The 23,101-nt window shown below is 65.3% G+C and carries 11 protein-coding genes; 7 read left to right on the top strand and 4 right to left on the bottom strand.

The window, feature by feature from the left end; translation table 11 throughout:
- Positions 1-15 precede the first annotated feature (15 nt).
- The 5 genes from gspE (at position 16) to I9018_RS17480 (ending at position 18,275) form a co-directional block, all read left to right on the top strand.
- Complete coding sequence (gene gspE, locus I9018_RS17500; protein ID WP_124347784.1) at positions 16-1,437, top strand: type II secretion system ATPase GspE; 1,422 nt, start codon at positions 16-18, stop codon at positions 1,435-1,437.
- A complete protein-coding gene (gene gspF / locus I9018_RS17495; protein WP_068588917.1) occupies positions 1,437-2,648 on the top strand; it encodes a type II secretion system inner membrane protein GspF in 1,212 nt (403 codons plus the stop codon). The genes gspE and gspF overlap by 1 nt, the downstream gene beginning before the upstream one ends.
- A 378-nt stretch (positions 2,649-3,026) precedes the next feature.
- Positions 3,027-4,211 (top strand): substrate-binding domain-containing protein, encoded by a 1,185-nt coding sequence (locus tag I9018_RS17490; protein WP_241107010.1) that lies wholly within the window; start codon positions 3,027-3,029, stop codon positions 4,209-4,211.
- Between the two features lie 150 nt (positions 4,212-4,361).
- The gene (locus I9018_RS17485; protein ID WP_241107009.1) at positions 4,362-5,543 is read left to right on the top strand and encodes a substrate-binding domain-containing protein; all 1,182 of its coding nucleotides are present in this window, start codon (positions 4,362-4,364) and stop codon (positions 5,541-5,543) included.
- 201 nt (positions 5,544-5,744) lie between these two features.
- Positions 5,745-18,275, top strand: coding sequence for a filamentous haemagglutinin family protein (locus I9018_RS17480; RefSeq protein WP_241107008.1), 12,531 nt, complete (start codon positions 5,745-5,747; stop codon positions 18,273-18,275).
- Between the two features lie 58 nt (positions 18,276-18,333).
- On the opposite strand, the gene I9018_RS17475 is transcribed toward I9018_RS17480, so the two are convergent.
- Both I9018_RS17475 and I9018_RS17470 read right to left on the bottom strand, forming a co-directional pair.
- Positions 18,334-19,230 carry an alpha/beta fold hydrolase gene (locus I9018_RS17475; protein WP_241107007.1) on the bottom strand — a complete coding sequence of 299 codons (897 nt, stop codon included), beginning with the start codon at positions 19,228-19,230 and terminating at the stop codon, positions 18,334-18,336.
- A gap of 43 nt (positions 19,231-19,273) precedes the next feature.
- The gene (locus tag I9018_RS17470) at positions 19,274-20,071 is read right to left on the bottom strand and encodes a crotonase/enoyl-CoA hydratase family protein (protein ID WP_241107006.1); all 798 of its coding nucleotides are present in this window, start codon (positions 20,069-20,071) and stop codon (positions 19,274-19,276) included.
- Between the two features lie 168 nt (positions 20,072-20,239).
- On the opposite strand from I9018_RS17470, the gene I9018_RS17465 reads away from it, so the two are divergent.
- On the top strand, positions 20,240-20,806 hold the full coding sequence (locus I9018_RS17465; protein WP_068587139.1) for a TetR/AcrR family transcriptional regulator: 567 nt from the start codon (positions 20,240-20,242) through the stop codon (positions 20,804-20,806).
- 103 nt (positions 20,807-20,909) lie between these two features.
- On the opposite strand, the gene I9018_RS17460 is transcribed toward I9018_RS17465, so the two are convergent.
- Positions 20,910-21,407 carry a hypothetical protein gene (locus I9018_RS17460; RefSeq protein WP_068587138.1) on the bottom strand — a complete coding sequence of 166 codons (498 nt, stop codon included), beginning with the start codon at positions 21,405-21,407 and terminating at the stop codon, positions 20,910-20,912.
- Between the two features lie 140 nt (positions 21,408-21,547).
- On the opposite strand from I9018_RS17460, the gene I9018_RS17455 reads away from it, so the two are divergent.
- Positions 21,548-21,853: a MafI family immunity protein gene (locus tag I9018_RS17455; RefSeq protein WP_241107005.1), complete on the top strand. Its 306-nt coding sequence runs from the start codon at positions 21,548-21,550 to the stop codon at positions 21,851-21,853.
- Positions 21,854-21,863: 10 nt separating this feature from the next.
- On the opposite strand, the gene I9018_RS17450 is transcribed toward I9018_RS17455, so the two are convergent.
- Positions 21,864-23,069 (bottom strand): MFS transporter, encoded by a 1,206-nt coding sequence (locus tag I9018_RS17450; RefSeq protein WP_241107004.1) that lies wholly within the window; start codon positions 23,067-23,069, stop codon positions 21,864-21,866.
- Positions 23,070-23,101: the final 32 nt, after the last annotated feature.

The raw sequence follows: 23,101 nt of genomic DNA, 5'->3' as shown, positions 1-23,101 counted from the left end.
GATGGAGGTTTGGCGATGACCTCCCAGCTCCCCTATGCCTGGGCCAAATCCCATCGCATCCTGCTGCGCCACGACGAGGAGGGCGCGGTGCTGCTGGTGTGCGCCTCGACCCCTGGCTGGTCCATCAGCGAGGCCCGGCGCCAATTCGGTCCGGCGCGCCTGGAGCGGGTCCGCGACGATGAGCTCGACGGCTTGCTGGCCACGGCCTATGCCGACACCGGCAGCGCCGCGGCGGTGGTCGGCGCGGCGGAGAACGAGGTCGACCTGGACCGGCTGATGCAGGATATGCCGGAGGTGACCGACCTGCTGGACACCCAGGATGGCGCGCCGGTGATCCGCATGATCAACGCCTTGCTCACCCAGGCGGCGCGGGACGAGGCCAGCGATATTCATATCGAGCCCTACGAGACCCATTCGGTGGTGCGCTACCGGGTCGACGGCACCCTGCGCGACGTGGTCTCGCCACGCAAGGCGCTGCATGGGGCCCTGGTGTCGCGGATCAAGATCATGGCCCAGTTGGACATCGCCGAGAAACGCTTGCCCCAGGACGGCCGGATCGCCTTGCGGGTCGCCGGGCGGCCCATCGATATCCGCGTGTCCACGGTGCCCACCGGTCATGGCGAGCGGGTGGTGATGCGCTTGCTGGACAAGCAGGCCGGGCGCCTGCAACTGGAGACCCTGGGCATGGACCCGGCGCTGCTGGCCCGGCTCGACGGCCTGATCCGCCAGCCCCACGGCATCGTCCTGGTCACCGGGCCCACCGGCAGCGGCAAGACCACCAGCCTCTATGCGGCCCTGGCCCGGCTGGACGCCAGCACCAGCAACATCCTCACCGTGGAGGACCCGGTGGAGTACGACCTGCCGGGTATCAGCCAGATCCAGGTCAACGCCAAGATCGACATGACCTTCGCCCTGGCCCTGCGCGCCATCCTGCGCCAGGACCCGGACATCATCATGATCGGCGAGATCCGTGACCTGGAAACCGCACAGATCGCGGTCCAGGCGTCCCTCACCGGGCACCTGGTGCTGGCCACCCTGCACACCAACGACGCGGTGTCGGCGGTCAATCGCCTGATCGACATGGGGGTCGAACCCTTCCTCCTGGCGTCGTCGATGCTCGGGGTCTTGGCCCAGCGCCTGGTGCGCCGGTTGTGCAACCAATGCAAGGCGCCCGATCCCGCCAATCCTGGTACCTGGCACCCGGTGGGTTGCCCGGCCTGCAACCATATCGGCTACAGCGGGCGTACCGGCATCCACGAACTGTTCTGCATCGACGATGACATCCGCAGCCTGATCCACCAGGGCGCGGATGAGCAGGCCCTGAGGGCCTCGGCGCGGCGGGCGGGGATGTTCAGCATGCGCGAGGACGGTGAGCGCTGGGTACGTAGTGGCACCACCGCGCCGGAAGAAATCCTTCGTGTGACACGGGACGCCTGATGAATCGTTATCGCTACGAAGCCGCCGACAGCCACGGCAAGATCGAATCCGGGCACCTGGAGGCCGATAGCCAGGGTGCGGCCTTCGCCACGTTGCGCAGCCGGGGCCTGACGGCCCTGGACGTACGGCTGGACGGCAACCAGGGCGCAGGTGGGGCAGGGGGGCTGTTCAGCCCCAGGCTCTCGGACAACGACCTGGCCTGGGCGACCCGCCAATTGGCCAGCCTGCTGGGCGCCAGCCTGCCGCTGGAGGCGGCGCTCAGCGCCACGGTGGAGCAGGCCGAGCGCAAGCATATCGCCCAGACCCTGAGCGCGGTGCGCGCCGATGTGCGCAGCGGCATGCGCCTGGCCGAGGCGCTGGCGGCCAGGCCGCGGGATTTTCCGGAGATCTACCGGGCGCTGATCGCCGCTGGCGAGGAATCCGGCGACCTGGCCCAGGTCATGGAGCGGCTGGCGGACTACATCGAGGAGCGTAACGGCCTGCGGGGCAAGATCCTCACGGCCTTCATCTATCCCGGGGTGGTGGGCCTGGTGTCCATCGGCATCGTGATCTTCCTCCTGAGCTATGTCGTGCCCCAGGTGGTCAGCGCCTTTTCCCAGGCGCGCCAGGATCTGCCAGGGCTGACCCTGGCGATGCTCAACGCCAGTGACTTCATCCGCGCCTGGGGCGGCTTGTGTTTCGCGGCCCTGGTGGCCGGGTTCTGGGGCTGGCGGATCTACCTGCGCAACCCCCAGGCGCGCTTGAATTGGCATAGCCGGATCCTGCGCCTGCCACTGGTCGGGCGCTTTGTCCTGGGCCTGAACACCGCGCGCTTCGCCTCGACCCTGGCCATCCTCGGCGGGGCCGGGGTGCCGCTGTTGCGGGCCCTGGAGGCCGCGCGCCAGACCCTGTCCAACGACCGCCTGAGCCACAGCGTCAACGAGGCCACGGCCAAGGTCCGCGAAGGCGCCAACCTGGCGGCCGCGCTGCGGGTGGAGAAAGTCTTTCCGCCGCTGTTGATCCACCTGATCGCCAGCGGTGAGAAGACCGGCGCCTTGCCACCGATGCTCGAGCGGGCGGCGCAGTCCCTGTCCAGCGATCTGGAGCGCCGGGCTATGGGCATGACCGCGCTGCTGGAGCCGCTGATGATCGTGGTCATGGGCGGCGTGGTGCTGGTGATCGTCATGGCGGTGCTGCTGCCGATCATCGAGATCAACCAGCTGGTGAGCTGACGGCGCCAGCTTTTTTCAGCCGGGTGCTAACGCTCCCGACTCCCAGGATAAGGATCCTCGGGTTCCTCGTTCTGTCATGTTCCAGGCTTGCCTGCCCGGCCGGCAACGGCTTGGCGCTGGTGCCGGAGAAACCGTCTGCAACCTGGCTGTCACCTTGGGTAAAAGGGCCTTAAAAAAGGCCCTGAACACCCGAGAATCTTTTGCAAAAACAGCCGGCTTCTCCCGAGCATTTTTCCTTTAACTGTCACCGGAAGCTGCGAACTTCTCTCCCCATGGCCTCACCCATCAAGCCCTCTGGATCAAGGCTTCTGGCCAGTGCCATGGCGTCATGCAAGAGCTATTCACCCAACGTACGAACACGACGAAAGGAGATTCTTCATGTTTAAGCGCAATGTTCTCGCGGCATCCCTGACCCTGGCCGCCCTGTGCTCGGCACAGGCTGCACTGGCTGACATCAACGGCGGTGGCGCTACCCTGCCACAACCGCTGTACCAGACCGCTGGCGTTCTGACCGCCGGTTTCGCTCCCTACATCGGCGTAGGCAGCGGCAACGGCAAGGCTGCCTTCCTGAACAACGACTACACCAAGTTCGTGGCCGGCACCACCGGCAAGAACGTGCACTGGGCCGGTAGCGATTCCAAACTCAGCACCACTGAGCTGGGCAACTACGTCACTGCCCACCAGGCTGCCTGGGGCAAGCTGATCCAAGTGCCTTCGGTGGCCACTTCGGTTGCCGTTCCATTCAACAAGGCCGGCACTGCTGCCGTTGACCTGAGCGTCAACGACCTGTGCGGCGTGTTCTCGGGCCGTGTCAACAACTGGAGCCAGATCGCTGGTGCCGGCCGTACTGGTCCGATCACCGTGGTCTACCGCAACGAAAGCAGCGGCACCACCGAGCTGTTCACCCGCTTCCTGAACGCCAAGTGCGCTGAAACCGGCACCTTCACCGTGACCGCCAACTTCGCTTCCAGCTACTCGGGTGGCTTGCCAGCCGGTGCCGTGGCCGCTGTGACCAGCCAGGGCGTGATGGACGCGCTGAACGCTGGTGATGGTCGCATCACCTACATGAGCCCTGACTACGCCGCGCCAAGCCTGGCTGGCCTGGACGATGCTACCAAGGTGGCCAAGGTTGCCGGCGTTTCGCCAGCTCCTGCCAACGTTTCGTCCGCTATCGGCGCTGTTCCAGTACCTGCCGTGGCCAGCCGTGGCGACCAGAACCTGTGGGTTCCGGTCTTCACTTCCCAGGCCAACATCGACGCCAACCCTGGCGACAAGAGCCTGCGCCTGTACCCAACCAGCGGCTACCCGATCCTGGGCTTCACTAACCTGATCTTCAGCCAGTGCTATGCCGACGCTACCCAGACCTCCCAGGTCCGGACTTTCTTCGCTCGCCACTACGGTGCCGGCGCTCTGTCCAACAACGACACCGCGATCAAGAACAACCGCTTCGTGCCGCTGCCAGATGCCTGGAAAACCGCTGTACGTGAGGCTTTCCTCACCACCACCAGCGACCTGAACATTGGCCAGGCCAGTGTTTGCAACGCCATCGGTCGTCCGCTGTAAGGCTGGTTCCCAGCTGACTGCAACACCCGGATCAGCAACGGTTTCGACCGTTGCTGATTTTTTCATTCAGGCCCCGACGAACTGGCGCACGAACAGATAGCGTGCGCGCTGGCCGGCCTGCTTCACGCTCGTCATACAAGAGGATTGGTCATGCCAAAACATCAAGGGTGGATAGCATCGATGTTGTTCGCAGCCTTGTGCATGCAGCAGGCACAGGCGGATATCAATGGGGTTGGTTCGACATTGCCTGCGAAGCTGTACCAGACGCCGGGTGTCCTGACGGCAGGTTTTGCGCCTTATCTGGGCATGGACCGCGGGCGGGACAAAGCGGCTTTCCTGCGCAATGATTACAGCCTGCTCAGCTCTCTGCCCAGTGATCGGAATGTGCATTGGGCAGCGAGTGAGTCCAAGCTCAAGTATTTCGAGGTAGGCGACTATTTCTCGGCTCACCATACTGACTGGGGGCCTCTTATCCAGGTGCCGTCGGCGGCCACCGCGATTGCCATTCGATTCAACAAGGCCGGCAGTGCCGAGGTGGATCTGAGCACCAATGATCTATGCGGGATATTTTCAGGCCGGGTGAATGATTGGAGACAAATCAAGGAGTCGGGGCGCACAGGTCCGATCACTGTGATTTATCCCAATATCGCAAGCGGTAGCACCGAATTGTTCACCCGTTTCCTGAATGCCAAGTGCGTTGAAACCGGCACCTTCGCCGTGACCACGGATTTCGCGTCCAGTTATTCGGGTGGTCTGCCGGCAGGAGCCCGCTCAGCCAATAGCAGCGAAGCGATAATGGAGGCGCTGCCTGCAATGAACGGCACAATCACCTTTATCGGGCCAACCTACGCCGCCGCGACACTGGAAGGCTTGAGCGATGCGACCAAGGTCGCCCGTGTCAATGGAATGTCGCCAACTGCGGCCAATATTTCGTCCGCTATTGGCGCTATTCCGGTACCTGCCGTGGCCAGCCGTGGCGACCAGAACCTGTGGGTTCCGGTCTTCACTTCCCAGGCCAATATCGACGCCAACCCTGGCGACAAGAGCTTGCGCCTGTACCCAACCAGTGGCTACCCGATCCTGGGCTTCACTAACCTGATCTTCAGCCAGTGCTATGCCGACGCTACCCAGACCTCCCAGGTACGGGCTTTCTTCGCTCGTCATTACGGCCCCGGCGTCCTGTCCAACAACGATACTGCGATCAAGAACAACCTCTTGTTACAGCTGCCATATGCCTGGAAAACCGCAGTGCGTGACGCCTTCCTCACGCCTACCAGCCCTTTGAGCATCGGCAACGCCAACGTCTGCAATGGCATTGGTCGCCCACTCTAGGGGCCGCCACAGAGCATCTGGATGATCGGCGAAGGGCGTTTTCGTCGCTGGTCATCGAGCCCTACACCGCACAGATGAATTTTCCATGACATCAGTTCGGTCGCATCCCCCGACAACGGCCTATCCCCTAGAGCAGTGACGCGCGCCCTGGGCCGTACAGCGTCGCGCACCCCTGGGCGTCATAACAAAGGATGAGTAGTAATGGTTCGCTGCAAACCACCGGTTAATACCCCTGGCCTGGACTCCCAGGCGCCGATCCTGCGGCTCAAGCCCCTGGCCCAGGCCATCGCCCTGTTGCTCATGGCCGGCAGTGCCCACGCAGCCCCGGCGTTCAGTTCCGGCTGGTTCGCCGACAAGGGCGCCTCCCAGGCGGCCACCGTGGCGCGGCCCGGTGCCCAGGTGCCGGGCATGCCGCCACCGTTGTCCCAGCAGGCCCAGGTCAACCAGCAGTTGCAGCGTTCCCTGGGCAACCTCAACTCCACGGTGGCGGCCATCGCCGCCCAACAAGCGGCCCAGGCCGCCGCTCGCCAGGCCGCGCTCGGCACGGTCAGCCGCATTCCCGACGGCCTTGGCCAGGGCGGGCTCAAGGTCGACAACAGCCTGACCCAGGGCTGGATCAACGCCAAGGGCCCGGTGCAGAGCCAGTCCGGCGGCAAGACCACGGTGACCATCGAACAAACCGCCGACAAGGCCATCCTCAACTGGGAGACCTTCAACGTCGGGCGCAATACCACGGTGGACTTCCAGCAGCAGTCCAATTGGGCGCTGCTGAACAAGATCAATGACCCCAATGGTCGGCCCAGCGAGATCCAGGGGCAGATCAAGGGTGCCGGCACGGTGATGATCATGAACCGCAACGGGGTGATCTTCAGCGGTACCAGCCAGGTCAACGTGCGTAACCTGGTGGCGGCCGCGGCGACCATCAGCGACGAGCAGTTCAGCAAGCGTGGGCTCTATGTGGATGCCAGCGGTACCCAGCCGACCTTCAGCGATGCGGCAGGCAAGGTCCAGGTCCAGGGTGGGGCGCTGATCCAGACCCACGCCCCGGCGACCTCCACCGACGCCGGTGGCTATGTCCTGATGCTGGGCTCGGAGGTGGAGAACGCCGGGACCATCGTCACCGCCAAGGGCCAGACCGCCCTGGCTGCGGGCGACAGTTTCTACATCCGCCGCGGGGTGGGGACCGAGGGCAACCAGCGCTCCACCACCCGTGGCAATGAAGTGGCTACCTCGCTCAAGCCCGGCAGTAGCGCAGGCAAGGTCAGCAACAGTGGGTTGATCATGGCCTCCACCGGCGACATCACCCTGACCGGGCACCAGGTGCTGCAGAACGGCGTGGCCCTGGCCAGCACCTCGGTAGATACCCGGGGCACTATCCACTTGCTCAATGCCGCCAGCGACAGCACGGGTAGCGTGACCCTGGGGCAGGGCAGCACCACGGCGATTCTCCTGGACAGCAGCGGCAATACCGCCCTGGACAGCCAGCGCAACAGTGGCCTGGGCAACCTCGACGGCAGCCCGACCAACCTGATCACCGGCCAGTTCAACAACCTCAGCAGCGTTGCCGACCGTACCGACCAGTCCCGGGTGGAGATCGTCAGCGGTGGCACCGTGGATTTCCAGAGGGGCTCCATCACCCTGGCCACCGGCGGCCAGGTAGCGGTCAGCGCCGGCCAGCGCAGCCTGGTGCGCGACGGTGCGGTGATCGATGTCGCCGGCGCCCTCGGGGTCAAGGTGGCGATGGAGTCCAACAACGTCAAAGTCAACGTCCAGGGCAATGAGCAGCGTGATTCGGCGGGCAACCGCGATAGCGGCAAGCTGATCAACAGCGATGTCTGGGTCGACCTGCGAGAGCTGGTGTTCGTGCCGGCCGGCACCAATGGCTACGCCACCGATCGCTGGTACACCGCCGGTGGCCTGCTGGAAGTGGGCGGCTACCTGGGCACCCAGCGGCATAACGTCGGTGAGTGGATGGCCCAGGGCGGCACTCTGACGTTCACCGGCAAGGAGGTGGTGACTCAGTCCGGTGCTCAGCTGAACCTGTCCGGTGGCACGGTGGACGTGCAGGACGGCTACATCCAGCAGACCTGGCTCAAGGGCGTGGACGGGCGCCTGTATGAAGTGTCCCGGGCCCCGGGAGACCTGCTCTACACCGGGATCTACAAGGGCTATGTGGACAGCAGCCCGCGCTGGGGCCGCACCGACTATTACTACAACCCGCTGATCGCCCAGCAGCAGCGCTACGAGGCGGGCTACACGGTGGGCCGTGATGCCGGCAAGCTGGTGATCGGCACCGGCAACGCGGTGCTCGAGGGGCAACTGCTCAGCGATGTGTACAAGGGCGACCGCCAGACCCAGGTGCCCAACGTCAATCTCGATGGCTACCAACAGTCCCACAAGGCCGCGGCCCAGCGGGCGCAACTGATCATCGGCAACTACACGCCGATCTACAACAAGGCCAATGGCACCCTGCGCTATGCCCTGACCCCCACCGTGGGCCAGGTGCTGATCGCGGCTAACCAGCAGAAGATCGCCGATGGCCTGGACCTGGGCAGCGCCTTGCCCGCCGACCGCCAGGGGCGCTTGGTGCTCGACAGCGACCAGCTCAATGCCCAACAGCTGGGGGCGATCAAGGTCGGCGCCCGGCAACAGATCCAGGTCAACGGCGCGTTGAGCGTGGCCGACGGCGGCGACATCACCCTGTTCGGTCCCCAGGTCAAGATCAACGCCAACCTCACGGCCCATGGCGGCAGCATCAACGCTGGTAACGTGCTGAACCAGGTGGATGTCAACCGCAACTTCGTGGTCGGTGACGTGATCTTGGCGCCTACCGGCAATGCCCAGGCTCGGGTCGATGTGGCCAGCGGGATCAAGCTGGATGCCTCCGGGCGCTGGAACAACCTGGTCCTGGACCCCTCGAACAACCTTGGCGTGCCCTTTATCAACGGCGGCAAGGTGTCGCTGCGCAGCAGCGGCGACCTCAACCTGGCCAGCACCTCCCTGGTGGATGCCGGCTCCGGCGCGACCATCGGCTTCGATGGCAAGACCACAGGTGGCAAGGGCGGCGACGTGACCCTGGCGGCGGACGGCAAGCTGGACTTGTCCGGGGAGCTGCGCGGTTATGGTGTCAACGGCGGCGGCACCCTGGCGCTGCAGGCACACAAGGTACTGATCGGTGCCGGCAGCACCGTGCCCGAGGCGGGCACCGTGCAACTGGCGCAAGACTTCTTCAACAAAGGTTTCTCGGCCTATGACATCACGGGTAATGAAGGGCTGAAGGTGGCCGACGGCGCCAAGGTCGAGGTCAATGTCCCGATCTATCGCTTTGGCTCCCAGGCCACCAATGCCGTCACCGGGAGCGATCCGGGCAGCGTGCTGGAGCGTTGGCTGCCGGACCTGTACCAGGAAGATCCGGCCAAGAGCGTGCTGACCCAGCGCCGTGGCGCCGGATTGACCCTGACCGCCGGCAACCAGTATTCCACCGGGGCGCAACTGGCGAGCACCGCGCTCGAGGTCGGCAAGGGCGCGGTGATCAGTGTCGATCCCGGCCAGGCCATCAACCTGCGCAGCGTCGGTCAGTTGACCCTGAGCGGTACCCTCAATGCCTGGGGCGGTAGCGTCAGCCTGGGTGGCCTCACGGTGGCCAGTTCCGAGGCGGCCAATGCCGCAGGCCATGGGCGCTCGATCTGGGTCGCCGAGCAGGCGCTCATCGATGTCGCGGCCCGGGCGGTAAGCGCGGTGGACAGCCAGGGGCGCAGCTACGGCCAGGTGCGCAATGGCGGCAAGATTTCCATCGGCGGCGAGATCAACCTGGCCACGGGCATCGCCAAGGCCAGTGACCTGTTCGTGGTGGTGCGCGATGGCGCGCGGCTGGATGCATCGGGTACCCAGGCGGCCCTGGACATTCCCGGTCAAGGCCGGGTGCAGGTGGCCAGCCAGGGCGGCAGCATCAGCTTCGCTTCCAACAATGGCCTTTACCTGGACGGCAGCTTCGTCGCCCGAGCGGGTGGTACTGGCGCGGCAGGCGGTAGTTTGTCCGTGGCCCTGGAGAGTCCGTACTACACCAAGAACGCGGTGACCGACCGGGTGCTCAAGGCCCGCGAATTGGTACTCAGCCAGACTCACCAGGCCAACGTCCTGCCCGGATCGCCAGAGTCTGCGGCCAGCGCTCTGGAGTATGGCCATGGCCGCCTCGGTGCGGATCAGGTGGCGGCCGGCGGCTTCGACAACCTGGCCTTGCTGAGCAACGGCCTGTTGAGCTTCGATGGCGATGTGTCGCTGAACCTGGCCCAGAGCCTGCGCCTGTACAGCGGCGCCCTGAGCCTGGCGGAAGATGCCGCGGCCAAGACTCGGGTCAAGCTGTCGGCGCCTTACTTGTTGCTGGCGGGCATCCTCGCGCCGCTGGAGGCCAAGGACCAGTATGTTCGCCCGGTGGTGTCCATCAGCAGGCCGTCGGAACGCGCCACCCAGGCGCTGTTCAGCGCCGCTGGCAGCCTGATCGATGTACGTGGCAACGTGATGTTCGGCAGCAAGGGCGACTTGCGCCTAGCCGACAGCAGCCTGGTGAACATCGAGCGCCGTGGCTTCGATCACGTCCAGCTCGACAGCCAGGGCGACCTGCGTTTCCTCGCCGGTGTCGGCACCGATGTGATTGCCAAGGGCATCAGCACCCAGCTGTTGACCCAGGGCGATATGACCCTGCGCGCTGCGCAGCTGTATCCGGGCACTGAGGTCGGGGCACGGGTGATCGCCGGTTACAAGTACGATTTTGCAGGCCTCGCATTCGATCCGACACGGACCCTCACTATCGCGCGTAATGGCAACGCTGACCTGGCCGTGCCGTACTCGGCCTTCGGCCGCCTGCAACTGGGCGCCGCGACCATCAAGCAGGGCGGCGTGCTGCGCGCGCCCCTGGGCCTGATCGAGATCGGCAACCTGGGCAGCAGCAAAGTCCAATTGCTACCGGGCAGCCTGACCTCGGTCAGCGGCAAGGGCCTGGTGCTGCCTTATGGCGGTACCGTCGATGGCCAGCTCTACCAGTACAACGGCAAGACCGTGAACTTCGTGGGCCAGGGCGGGATGGTCAATGAAAACAGCGAGCTGAGCGTCGGCGTGATCCTGGGCGGCAAGTCGGTGAAGGTGCAGCAAGGGGCGACCCTGGACCTGTCCGGTGGTGGCGAGTTGCTGGGCGCTGGCTTCATCTCCGGCCGTGGCGGCTCCACCGATGCTCGCTACAACCCACTGGTGCAGATCGGCACCAACGGCGGCCTGGTCCTGCCGGGCCTGGCCAGCAACCCGATCTACGCCATTGTCCCCGGCACCCAACCCGGCTACGCGCCGGTGGCACCGGAAGGCGGCGCGGTGGACCCGATGATCGGCCAGCAGGTGACCATTGGTGCCGGGGTTCCGGGGCTGGCGGCGGGTACCTATACCCTGATGCCGTCCACCTACGCCCTGATGCCGGGGGCCTTCCGTGTGGAGATCAACGGCCTGGCGGGACTTGGCAGCGAGGGCTCAGCCCAGCAGATGCGCAATGGTTCCTGGGCCACCGCCGGGCGCTTGTCCATCGCCAACACCGGGATCGGCAACAGTATCGCCAGCCAGTTGATCCTGACCTCGGCCGATACCTTGCGTCGTTATTCGCAGTACAACGAGACCAGCTACGCGCAGTTCGCCATGGCCGACGCGGCCAGGCTCGGCGTGCCACGGCCGCTATTGCCGGTAGATGCCAAGACCCTGAAGCTGGCGCTGGAAACCGGTGCCGGAACCGAGGCGTTTTCCTTCCAGGGTACTGGCCGTTTCGAGGCCGCAGCGGGAGGCTTTGGCGGTACTGTTTCGGTATTGAGCAGGAGCGATGGTGACGGCATCGAAGTGGTGAAGGCCGGGCAGTCGGCCACTGACGGGTTTACCGGGATCACCCTGGATGCCGACAGCCTCAATGCCCTGGGTGCTGCCCGCCTGATGCTCGGCGGCCTGACCCTGGTCAAGTACGGCCAGAGCGGTAACCTCATCAGCCTGGCCGAGGGCACCAGCACCAGCAATGGCTCGATCATCCTGCGCCAGGGCACGGTCCTGGCGGCGCCGGAGGTGTTCCTGGTGGCCAACACCGGCAAGATCCTGGTAGAGCAGGGCGCCTCGATCAACACCATCGGCCGTGGCAAGGCCAGCTATGACGCGCGGGATGGCTTCGTTTACCAGGTGGGCAACATGCTGGCGGTGTCCAATGGCTTGCTCAATGGGGTGAGTGCGCCTGCGACCCAGCAGTCCAGTGGCGGTATCCGGGTGGGTAGCTGCAGCACCAGCCTTTGCGCCGGACAAACCGCGCTGTACTCCGAGGGCAGCATCGTTGCCCTGACCGACAAGACCTTCGAGCTGGGCGACCAGGTACGCTATGGCACCCGGCACCTGAACCTGGGCTTGAGCAGCATCAATGTGGGCAGCCCCGAAGCCCTGGCTGCGGCAGCCGCGGGTAATCGCCTGCCGGCCGGCATGACCCTGACCCAGCAAGTGCTGGATCGCCTGTTGCGCGGCGATACCCAGTTCGGCGCCCCGGCCCTGGAGACCCTGCAACTCTCGGCCCGGGATAGCTTCAACTTCTACGGCAGTGCGGGCCTGGATACCTACGATCCGGTGACCGGCAAATCGTTGCTGAGCAACCTCATGCTCTCGACTCCGGCCATCTACGGCGCCGGTGGCGCCAATGACGTGGCCACTATCCACACCGCCAACCTGATCTGGCAGGGGGCTGTGAATCCGGCCGGGGCGGTGGTGGCCGGCGGCGCCGGGACGGGCAGTGGGCGCCTGGATATCAACGCCGAGCGCATCGAGTTCGGCTACGGTGCCTTCGCCCAGCCAAGCACCACCAAGACTTTCGATCGCCTGGCCCTGGGGTTCGCCAACGTCAACCTCAACGCCAGCCAGCGCATCACTGCCAACCACAAGGGCAGCCTCGCGGTGTACCAGAGCCAGGGTGCCTACGATCCGCTCAAGGGTTTTACCTACAGCGGTGGCAACCTGACTATCCGCACGCCGTTGATGACCGGCGAAGCCGGTTCGGTGAATCGCATCACGGCCGGTGGCGCCATCGATATCGGGGCCACGGCCGGCCCTCGTGGCCAGGCCAATGGCCAGGGCGCCGAGTTGTCCTTGAGCGGTGACAGCATCCGCCTGGCCAGCGCCGTGGTCCTGCCCAGCGGCAAGGTGACCCTGGATGCCCGTGGCGATGTGCAGCTCACCGACACTGGGCTGATCGATGTGGCCGGGCGTGCCATCGCCTTCAACGATCTGACCAAGTACGGAGCCGGCGGTGAGGTGCTGCTGCAGAGCCGTACTGGCAATGTATTGCAGGCGGCGGGTTCGAGCATCGACCTGTCGGCGCAGAACAACCAGGCCGGCAAATTGCGCGCGGTGGCCCTGGACAGTGGTGCCGGCCTGGTGGACCTGGCGGGCAAGATCCTTGGCGCCAGCAGCGGCTCTTACGATGCCGGCGGTACCCGGGTGCCGTACCTGGGTGGCGCGGTGGAAATCCAGGCCCAGCGCCTGGGTAGCAGCGGTACCCTGGACGAGCAGTTCGCTGCCCTCAACCAGCGCCTGAACCAGGGCCAGGTGTATGGCGCGCGCAGCTTCCAGCTCAAGCAGGGCGACCTGACCATCGGCAATGGCCTGAAGGCCAACAGCATCAACGTCTCCCTGGATAACGGCAGCCTGCGGGTCAATGGACTGGTGGACGCCAGTGGCGAGCGGGTCGGCAGCATCAACCTGGCGGCCGGCAAGGGCCTGGCCCTGGACTCCGGCGCGGTGCTCGATGCCCATGGCAGCAAGCTGCGGGTGGACAGCTACGGCAAGATCATCGATGCGCCCAACCGCGCCACGGTGGTGCTGGGGTCTGGCAAGGGCCAGTTGACCCTGGCCGAGGGCGCGCGCATCGACCTGCGCCATGGCACGGAGGTGGCGGTCGGTGGCGCTGCGGGACAAAACGACGGCCGCAGCCGTGGCACCCTGGAGCTCAATGCCCCACGGATATTCAAGCCCGACGGCAGCAGCGACGATATTGCCATCGATGCCCGAGGCCGCCTGGATATCCAGGGTGCGCGCTCGATCGCGGTCAACGGCATGGTCAGCTATGACGATGCGCCGCAGAAGAACGATGCCGCCAGCGGCCGTCCCTATCAGGAAATCACCCAGGATTACCTGGACCAGAAGCACCAGCTGAGCAGCGCCTTTATCAACGCGGCCCTGCAGAACAGCGACCTGATGCAGAACAAGCTGGCCGGGCTGAACAACGCAGGTTATGCCGCCGCCTTCCACCTGCGCCCCGGGGTCCAGATCGTCAGCAAGACCCCTGACGGCGACCTGGTGGTGCAGGGCGACCTGGACCTGTCCGGCTACCGCTATGCCAGCGTCAACCCCCACAGCCAGAAGACTTCGGTGTATGGCTCAGGCGAGGTCGGAGCCCTGGTGTTGCGCGCCGGTGGCGAGCTGAGTATCTACGGCAGCATCAACGACGGCTTCGCCCCGCCACCGCAGACCGTGGACGACAAGGGCTGGGTGCTGTTGCCAGGCGTGGACTTCACCGGTGGCAACATCATCGTGCCGGGCACCGGGGTGACCCTGGCCGATGGCACCAGCTTCCCCACCGGCGCGACCCTCAACTATGACCTGCCGATCAAGGGCCTGACCCTGGCGGCAGGTACCCGCTTGCCGGTGACCGCGATCCTCGACCAGAGCCTGGTCCTGCCGGCCGGCACCGTACTGGCAGCGGCCATCCGTGATGCCGCCGGCAACTTGCTGTTCGCCGCCGGGACCCTGCTCGGCGAAGCCCAGACCCTGGACGCCGGGACCCAGCTCGAGGCCGGCAGCCTGCTGGCCCAGAACACCCAGGTCAAGGCCATGACCTGGCCCAAGGGCGTGGGCCTGCCAACGGCCGTTGGCGGCCAGGTGTTGCTCGATGGCAGCCAGCCGTTGGCCAAAGGCGCGCTGATTCCTTCCGGCACCAACGTCAAGCTGCCGGACGGCATCAGCTCCATCGCCTTGCGTACGGAGGAGGTGGGGCGCCAGGGCAAGCTCTGGGCCATTGCGCCGATGCTCGCCGAGGGCTCGCAGTCCTGGTCCCTGCGCCTGGTGGCCGGGGGGGATACCGAGGCGGCCGACAGCCGCATCCTGCAAGCCAATCCGAGCCAGGGCGACCTGCATTTGGCCGACAGTCACTACGGCATGTTCGCCAAGGAGGTGCCGGCCAAGGGCGTACAGACCTGGACCCAGGACGCGGTCAACGACCTCGCGGCCATGGGGATCGATGTCAAGCTTGGCGATCCAGTGGACCAGAAGCTCCTCGACGACCTGGGCATGGGTTCGATCGACGACTTCTGTGGTGCCAGCCCTGTCTACTGCGCAATCAGGGTCAACTACGGCTGGAGCGCCCTGGTCGTACACGACCTGGCGGACCTGGGCGTCGTGGTCAAGGAGGGCGACCCTATCGACCAGAAGGTCCTCGACGACCTGGGCCTGGGCAGCATCAGTGACTTTTGTGCTGCGTCCCCGGCCTATTGCATCTCCTTGAGCAACAAGGAGTATGCCCCGATGCCGGGCAGTACCCGCTTCAGTGTGATCCGCACCGGGACTGGCGATCTGGAACTGCTCAGTGCCGGCAACCTGAGCATGGACTCGCTGTATGGGGTTTACACCGCGGGTACTTCGTCACTGGCCACTGCGCCAGGTTCTCCTTACAACCAGGCCAAGGCTCCAGGGCGGGGCACCACGGTGCTCAACGACGTGAACAGCTACTTCGAGAAGTTCGTCGATGGCGGTAGCGAAAGCCTGTACCGCGCCTGGTATCCCGATGGGGGTGGCAACCTGAGCCTGCGGGTCGGCGGCAACCTGACCGGCAACATCGTGGATACCGCCGCGGAGTCCCAGGCCCGGCCCAATCCCAAGGACAGCGGCCATGACTCGACCCAGGTCGGCAACTGGTTGTGGCGCCAGGGGGGAGGGCAGTCCTTGCCGACGGCCTGGTGGATCAACTTCGGCAGCTACACCTCCACCGCCACCGCCGACCAGTTGGTGGGCTTTACCGGTTTCGGCACCCTGGGCGGCGGCAACCTCGATGTGCGGGTGGCCGGCGATGCCGGCGTGCTGAAACCGCTGGCCGGCAGCGTGCTGGAACGATCGGCCAACCCACGCACCCAGGGGCTGGTGCTGGCGGTCGGCAGCACCGGCAGGGTCACCGCCGATGGCGGACTGCAATTGACCGGTGGCGGAGACCTGCGCTTTGAGGTGGGTGGCGGCCTGAACCCAGGCAGCAGCCTCACCAAGCAAAGCCAGACTGACGGCGTACTGCTGAATCTGCGCGGCAATGCCCAGGTGCTCGGGGCTTCGGTGGGCAGCCTGGACCTGCACTATGGCAGCCGTCCGGAAGACCGCAGCGCGGGAGAAACCCGGGCCTTCGATCCTGTACGGGCCACTACGGCCCTGGCGGCAGGGGGGATCACCCTGGTGCCGGGCGATGCCACTTTCAATCTGTCGACCCGCGGTGACCTGGTACTGCAAGGCGTGATCGATCCGGGACGCACCTCGTTGATGAACGGTTATGCCCTGGAGGGTATCCAGGGCTCCGGGAAAACCTGGTTCTCCCTGTGGACCGACCGCACCGCCATCGACCTGTATTCCGCAGGCGGCAATGCCACGCCGATGATGACGGCGGTGGAAACCGATCTCGCCGTCGTTTATCCGTCGATCCTGCGGGTAACGGCCGCCAGCGGCAGCCTGTACTACGGCAGCGCGAAAGGGGTCGGTACGGTGAACAACAACCGCTCGACCCTGGTGCTGGCGCCTTCGAACAACAGCCAGCTGCAGTTGTTGGCGGGGGATTCGATCTATGGCGGGAACCTGTCCATCAACCAGTCTTTTGCCGCGCCTACGACCCTGGCGACACCCTTCAACCCGGCCTATGCAGCGTGGAATGGGAGCGGAGTGCTGATCCGCGGGATGGGCAACCTGTCCGCGGATGCGAACCTTGTCGGCGATAGCTATCCACTGTTCACTTTCGGTTCTCCTTCGGCCACGGGTGGCTGGCGACGCAATAGCGGCCCGGCGCGCTTTTACGCACTCAAGGGCGATCTGCTGGCGGTCGGCAGTGGTCGTAGCCTGGTGTTCACCACTTATACCGATTCACGCTTCGGTCAGACTCGTTATGAGGGTGGCGGTCCGGTATGGATGATGGCCGGGCGCGATATCGTCAGCAGTGGAACCTCACCGGGCGGTGCTCAAGGAGGAACTAACGACCTTGGTAATTACACTTTCACGGGCAACCTGTTCATCCACGACAACCCCAGCGATATCTCCATCGTCAGTGCCGGGCGCGACGTTCTCTACAGCAACTTCAACGTCGCCGGCCCCGGTACCCTGGAGCTGACGGCGGGGCGCAACATCCTGATGGAGGACAAGGTCAGCGTCACCAGCCTCGGCGCCTTGGCACCGGGGGACAGCCGCCCGGGGGCGAGCATCGTGATGCAGGCCGGGGTTGGGGCCAGCGGGCCGGATTACCGACGCTTCGTCGAGGCCTACCTCGACCCGGCCAACCTGGCCGGTAGCGGCGAATCCCTGGTTGGCAAGCGAGTGGCCAAGACCTACGAGAGCGAGTTGCTGGCCTGGCTGGCCGAAAGCTTCGGTTTCGTTGGCAGTGCTGCCCAGGCCCGGGCCTACTACGCGGCCTTGCCGGCGGAACAGCAGCGGGTGTTCGCCCGGGATGTGTATTTTGCCGAGCTCAAGGCCGCTGGCCGCGAGTACAACCAAGAGGGTGGGGTACGCCAGGGCAGCTACGCCCGGGGCCGGGCGGCCATTGCCGCGTTGTTCCCGCAGACCGACGTGGCCGGCAACCCGATCACCTACAAGGGCGATATCACCCTGTTCGGTGGTTCCGGGGTACATACCAACTTTGGTGGCAAGATCCAGATGCTGACGCCGGGCGGCAGCCAGACCTTTGGTATCGAAGGCGACGCGCCACCGGCTTCGGCGGGGATCATCACCCAAGGCGCCGGGGACATCCAGCTGTACTCCCTGGGCAGCATCCTGCTGGGGCAGAGCCGGATCATGACCACCTTCGGCGGGGCCATCATGGGCTGGTCGGCCGAGGGCGACATCAACGCCGGCCGGGGTTCCAAGACCACCGTGGTCTACACCCCGCCCAAGCGGGTCTACGACAACTGGGGCAACGTCAGCCTGTCGCCATCGGTGCCCAGTACGGGCGCGGGGATCGCGACCCTGGCACCGATTCCCGAAGTGCCGTCGGGGGATATCGACCTGATCGCTCCTTTGGGTACGGTCGATGCCGGCGAGGCGGGGATCCGGGTTTCGGGTAGCGTCAACGTCGCAGCCTTGCAAGTGGTCAACGCCGCGAATATCCAGACCCAGGGCAAATCCTCGGGGATCCCGGTGACCGCGACGGTCAACACCAGTGCCATGACCTCGGCCAGTGCAGCAGGCTCGGCGGCTTCCCAGGCTGCGCAAGATGCGGTGCGCAACCAGCAGACAGCCGCGAGGCAGGGCCGGGCGTCCATCGTGACCGTGGAGGTGCTGGGTTTTGGCTCCGAGCAGGTGGAGCGTGCGCGGGAGGAAGCCAGCCATGCCCCGGCCTATAACCCGGACAGCCCGGTGCAGGTGCTGGGCGCCGGGCCGCTCAACGACCAGGCGCGAGCCCGCCTGACCGAAGAGGAGCGCAAGCAACTGACGCTATAGGTTTTCTTGTGGTAGTCACGCTTGGGGCGATCGTCGATCGCCCCTTTTTTTGTCCGGATCAGGCTGGGGGCTGGCCGGGATGGTCCAGCAGCCAGTCGAGAATGTCGTCCCACAGAGGCTGGGCATCGTCGCGGAAGTAGCCCATGTGGCCATAGGGGCGGGCGCCGGCTGGCGGCTTGAGATCGAGCCGGGTCATGGGGGCGTTGCAGTAGCCCTTGGCGAAGGCATCCAGCGAGCGCGGCGGGGCCCAGGGATCGTCCACCGAGGTGGCGAACAGACAGGGCGTGCGTACGCTGGCGTAGCGCTCGGCCAGGTGGGCCATCTGCGGGTCGTCGAAGTAGTAGTGCGGGTATTCGCACCAGCGCTTGAGGTCGCGGTAGACCCCCAGCGGCAGGTCCTCGCCCATGCCCAGGAGGCTCCAGGCCATATAGCCCTTGTACGCCACCAGCGGTGGCAGGATGAGCTTCCAGAGCAGGCGCATTTTCAGTGCCTCGCGCCAGTGCATCCAGCCGCTCCAGCCGGCGCCGCTACCCAGGCTGTAGCAGGCGCTGACGGCCTGGTGGTTGGGTAGCAGGCCGAAGGCGTGGCCGCCGAAGGAGTGCCCGACCCAGTACAGCGGCAGCGTTTCGTGGCGCAGCAGTTCCACCGCCGCGGCCAGGTCCTGGTAGGCCCAGTCCAGGAAGGACATGGCAAACCCCTTCAGGCTCCCGGCGCGGGATTGGCCGATACCCCGGTAGTCCAGGGTCAGCACGTTGAAACCGCGACGCGCGGCATGTTCGGCGAAGCGCCGGTAGAAGCGTTGCTGGACGCCGGCGGCGCTGGCCAGGAGCAGATTGCCCCTGGCGGCGCCGATGGCCGGGTAGCGCAGGGCGCTCAGGCGATAGCCATCGGCGGCCACCAGGGTCAACGGCTCGCTGTTGACGGACGGCTGATCGGCACGGACTGCAATGTTCAAGACAAGCCTCCTTGAGGCAGAGGTTCGGGATGGGCAGGGCGGTTCAACGACCCAGGAATACCGGCTGGCGTTTTTGTAGCATGGCCATCACCCCCTCGCGAGCGTCTTCGCTGCGAACCTGCTGCATGAGCTGCGGATTGAGCTGGGCCAGGGCCGCTTCATCTCCCTGCTCCAGGGCGAGGAAGGCCGACTGCAAGGTCGCCCTGACCGCCAGCGGCGCAGCCCTGGCGATGCGCTCGGCATAGTCGATGGCCCGGGCCAGCAGTTGTTCGGGGGCCACCACTTCCACCAGCAGGCCCATGTCCAGGGCCGTGGCCGCATCGAATTCCTCGCCGGTGAGCATGTAGCGCATGGCCCGGGTCCAGCCGGCCACCCGGGGAAAGCGCAGTGTGGCGCCGCCGGCCGGGGAAATGCCGCGCAGCACTTCCAGCTGGGCGAAGCGTGCATTGCTGGCGGCGATGGCGATATCGGCGTTGAGCAGCAGCTCGATGCCGGCGGTCCAGCAGGCGCCCTGTACCGCAGTCACCACCGGTTTGTTGCGCCGGGGCCCGACCACGCCCCAGGGGTCGATGCCGTCTTCGGGGTAGGCGATGCCGCCGCTGGCCAGCTTCGGCGTCAGCTCCATCAAGTCCAGCCCGGCGGTGAAGTGCTCGCCGTGGGCGAACAGTACCGCGCAGCGCAGTTGTTCGTCGCGCTCGTATTCGCCCAGGGCCCGGGACAGGTCCTCGAGCATGGCGCTGTCGAAGGCGTTGCGCTTGGCGGCCCGGTCCAGGCCGATCAACAACACCTGGCCCCGTTGCTCCCGGGTGACCCGGCCCGTTGTGCCAGTGGCTTGGTTCATCTTGGCGTTCTCCTGAAGTACGTTGTTGGTTGAGTAAGCGAGCGCCTGGAGAGTTATTGACCAAGCGTTCGGTTACTGAAACTAAACAAACATTCGGTAACCGTCAAATTGAGGTGGGCCCGCTTATACCTTAGAATCACTGGCCGTGATCCCGCCCAGGAATGAGCCATGCGCCCCCCGAAGATTTCCCGTGACGAACTGCTCCAGCGCTGCGCCAGCACCTTCAAGCGCCTGGGGTATCACGGCACCACCATGGACACCCTGGCCGCCGCCTGTGGCCTGACCAAGGCCTCGTTCTATCACCATTACCCGAACAAGGAATCGCTGCTGCGCGACGTGCTGGAGCAGACCCACCAGGTCATCGCCGGAAGCTTGTTCGCCGTGGCTTGCGACGAGCAGCTCACCCCGGGCCAGCGCCTGGAAAAGATCGGACGCAAGTCCATGAAGCTGTTCCAGGATGGGGCCATCGGTTGCCTGATGGGGGTGATCGCGGTGGATGCGACCTACGGCAAGAGCGAGCTGATGCAGCCGATCCGGGCCTTTCTCGATGACTGGGCCAAGGCCCTGGCCCAGCTGTTCGCTACCCGGTACGAGCCGGAGCAGGCGCTGGCCATGGGAAGGCAGTTGGTGGCGGACTACGAGGGGGCGATCCTGCTGGCGCGCATCTATGGCGAACCGGCCTATATCGAGCAGGTGACCCGGCGGGCCCTGGCGAGCCTCGACGAGGGCCTGTAGACGCGAAGCATGCTCGCGATGGAGGTTAACGGTAGTGCGTATCGACTGGATAAACGCAGCGCCCTGAAGTCCATCGCGGGCAAGCCTCGCTCCTGCAAATGCCTTAATCGATCAGCATTGGGCTACTGCCCAGGCTTTCCTCGGGAACCGTGACGATCATGCAGCCGATGGCTCCGGCATGTTGGTAGATCGTGGTGGTGTCATGGGTCCTGGCATATTCAACCAGCGCGCGCTTGCCCTCGTCGCTGTAGCCCAGGCCTACCACCCAACGGGCCTCCACGGTTTGCTTGGTGTACTTTTTCAGCTTCAGGATGTCCTTCTCAATTTCTTCGAGCAGTTTCTTGCCAGCGTTGGTGGCGCTCTCGACCTTCAACTCGATGGCGTATTCATCGACGCCCTGGCGCGCCAGTACATCCAGGCGCAGTTTCTCGTTCGGTGGCGGGTAGGGCACTTCCCGGGCGGCACTCATATGGGGCTGGCGCAACAGCAGGATCAGGAACTCCACCTGGAACCATATTTCCCAGGCGGCTCCGGTGGCAATGGCCGACTCGATGCGGGCGTGGTCGTTGAGGATCAACTGGCTCAATTGGCTACTTTTCATGGGGCGTCACTCTTTGCTGGGTAGATGCACAGAGGAACGGGGCGCAGCCGGGGTTGTGAAGGCCTGGCGGCGTGACAGGGGCCGGTTGGCAAATTCCGCGGACGGTACCCGACAAGCGATTTCCAGCAAACGAGGAGTGCATGAGCATGCTTGTACCGACAGCCCCCTGGCGAACCGACTTGATCCAGGTGCTGGATGAGGCGTCGTTGCTCATGGCCCAGGCTTACCAGCGGCTGGGCGACCGGGTGCCGCCGGAGCATGCGCTGGCCCAGGCGGGGCTGGAGCACGGACGGGAGATCGTCCTTGACTACCTGGAACATAACGAGGCCGGCCTGGCTTTCGAGCATCTGCGGTACATGATCGAGGAGCCGCCCCTGGTCTTGTCCGAGTCGGCCCAGTGCGCGTTGCTACGTATTGCCCGGTACCTGGGCCAGGCACCTGCCTGAGCGCCACCCTTCAGTCCGCAGGCCGGGCATGCACCTGGCCGAGGTTGGCGGCGCCCAGGCAGTAGAACAGCCCGCCGCTGACGACGAACAGGCCCAGCATCCAGAAAATCGCCTGGGGCGCTTGGCTGGCCAGGACCAGGCCGCAGAGCATCGGCCCCAGGGCACCACCGAGGTTGGACAGGTTTTGTGCGCCGTAGTACAGCCCGCGCAGGTGCTCGGGGGCGATGCAGTCGATGAACATGTACTCGGCAGGGAAGACGATGATCTCGCCCAGGGTGAACACGGCCATGGCCAGTACCCACAGCGCCAGGTTGCTGGCCAGGGCGAAGCCGCCGATGCCCAGCAGGAACAGGCCCAGGCCCGTGGCCAGCCACAGGTTCAGGTGTTGGCGCAGGATGCGCCGGCCAATGGCGTACTGCAGGCTGATCACCAGCAGCGCGTTGGTCGCCACCAGGGTGCTGATGGTGGTGTAGGCAACCTCGGCCGATGTGGTGACCACCAGGTATTGCGACAGATAGGCCGAGAACTGGCCGAAGACCACGGCGCTGAGCAGGCCGCCCAGGGTGAAGCAGACCAGGCGGTAGTCCGCCAGCAATTGCTTGCCCAGGGCCAGGAAGGACAGCGGCGGCTGGGCGGGTTCGGTGATGACTGGCGTTCGCTCGCCCCGGGCGAGGTACAGGCAGAAGAACCCCCCACCCAAGGCGGCGGACAGCACGAAGGGCAGGCTGATATCCAGCTTGGCCAGCCCAGCGCCGAGGAACGGGCCGATCGCGTAACCGATGTTGGTCAGGGTGTACTTGATGGAAAACCCCGTGCTGCGCTGGTTTTCCGGGAGCTGGCGGGCAAGGCCGGCCTTGATGGCGATATCGAACACCGCGTAGGCCAGGTTGATCGCCAGCAGGCACAGGTAGAACGACCAGAGGCTGGGGGCGGCGAAGCTACCGACGAAACCCAGGGTGAACACCGCGCAGCAGCACAGGACCAACCGATGGTTGGCCATCCGGTCCACCAGGAAACCGCCGTAGAGGCTCAACACCGATCCGATGATCAGGCTGCTGCCCAGCACCAGGCCGATTTCGGCGACATCCAGTTGGAAGCTGCCTGCCAGGTAGATCACCAGGTAAGGCAGGGTCACCGCCCGGGCCAGGGTCAGCACCAGGGTGCCGGCCAACAACAGGTTGAGGGCCGCCGGATAGTGTTTCAGGGTGCGCAGCATCTGTGCCTCTTGCAGTGATACCGATGGGATGG

This window comes from Pseudomonas sp. MPFS, assembly GCF_022537035.1.
Taxonomy (GTDB): Bacteria; Pseudomonadota; Gammaproteobacteria; order Pseudomonadales; family Pseudomonadaceae; genus Aquipseudomonas; species Aquipseudomonas sessilinigenes.
This window is presented reverse-complemented; position numbering and strand designations above follow the sequence as displayed.

What these genes read in the sequence shown, in the direction of transcription:
- gspE (WP_124347784.1), top strand. Translation starts at nt 16, where the DNA reads ATGACCTCCCAGCTCCCCTATGCCTGGGCCAAATCCCATCGCATCCTG.
- gspF (WP_068588917.1), top strand. Translation starts at nt 1,437, where the DNA reads ATGAATCGTTATCGCTACGAAGCCGCCGACAGCCACGGCAAGATCGAA.
- I9018_RS17490 (WP_241107010.1), top strand. Translation starts at nt 3,027, where the DNA reads ATGTTTAAGCGCAATGTTCTCGCGGCATCCCTGACCCTGGCCGCCCTG.
- I9018_RS17485 (WP_241107009.1), top strand. Translation starts at nt 4,362, where the DNA reads ATGCCAAAACATCAAGGGTGGATAGCATCGATGTTGTTCGCAGCCTTG.
- I9018_RS17480 (WP_241107008.1), top strand. Translation starts at nt 5,745, where the DNA reads ATGGTTCGCTGCAAACCACCGGTTAATACCCCTGGCCTGGACTCCCAG.
- I9018_RS17470 (WP_241107006.1), bottom strand. Translation starts at nt 20,071, where the DNA reads ATGAACCAAGCCACTGGCACAACGGGCCGGGTCACCCGGGAGCAACGG.
- I9018_RS17465 (WP_068587139.1), top strand. Translation starts at nt 20,240, where the DNA reads ATGCGCCCCCCGAAGATTTCCCGTGACGAACTGCTCCAGCGCTGCGCC.
- I9018_RS17460 (WP_068587138.1), bottom strand. Translation starts at nt 21,407, where the DNA reads ATGAAAAGTAGCCAATTGAGCCAGTTGATCCTCAACGACCACGCCCGC.
- I9018_RS17455 (WP_241107005.1), top strand. Translation starts at nt 21,548, where the DNA reads ATGAGCATGCTTGTACCGACAGCCCCCTGGCGAACCGACTTGATCCAG.
- I9018_RS17450 (WP_241107004.1), bottom strand. Translation starts at nt 23,069, where the DNA reads ATGCTGCGCACCCTGAAACACTATCCGGCGGCCCTCAACCTGTTGTTG.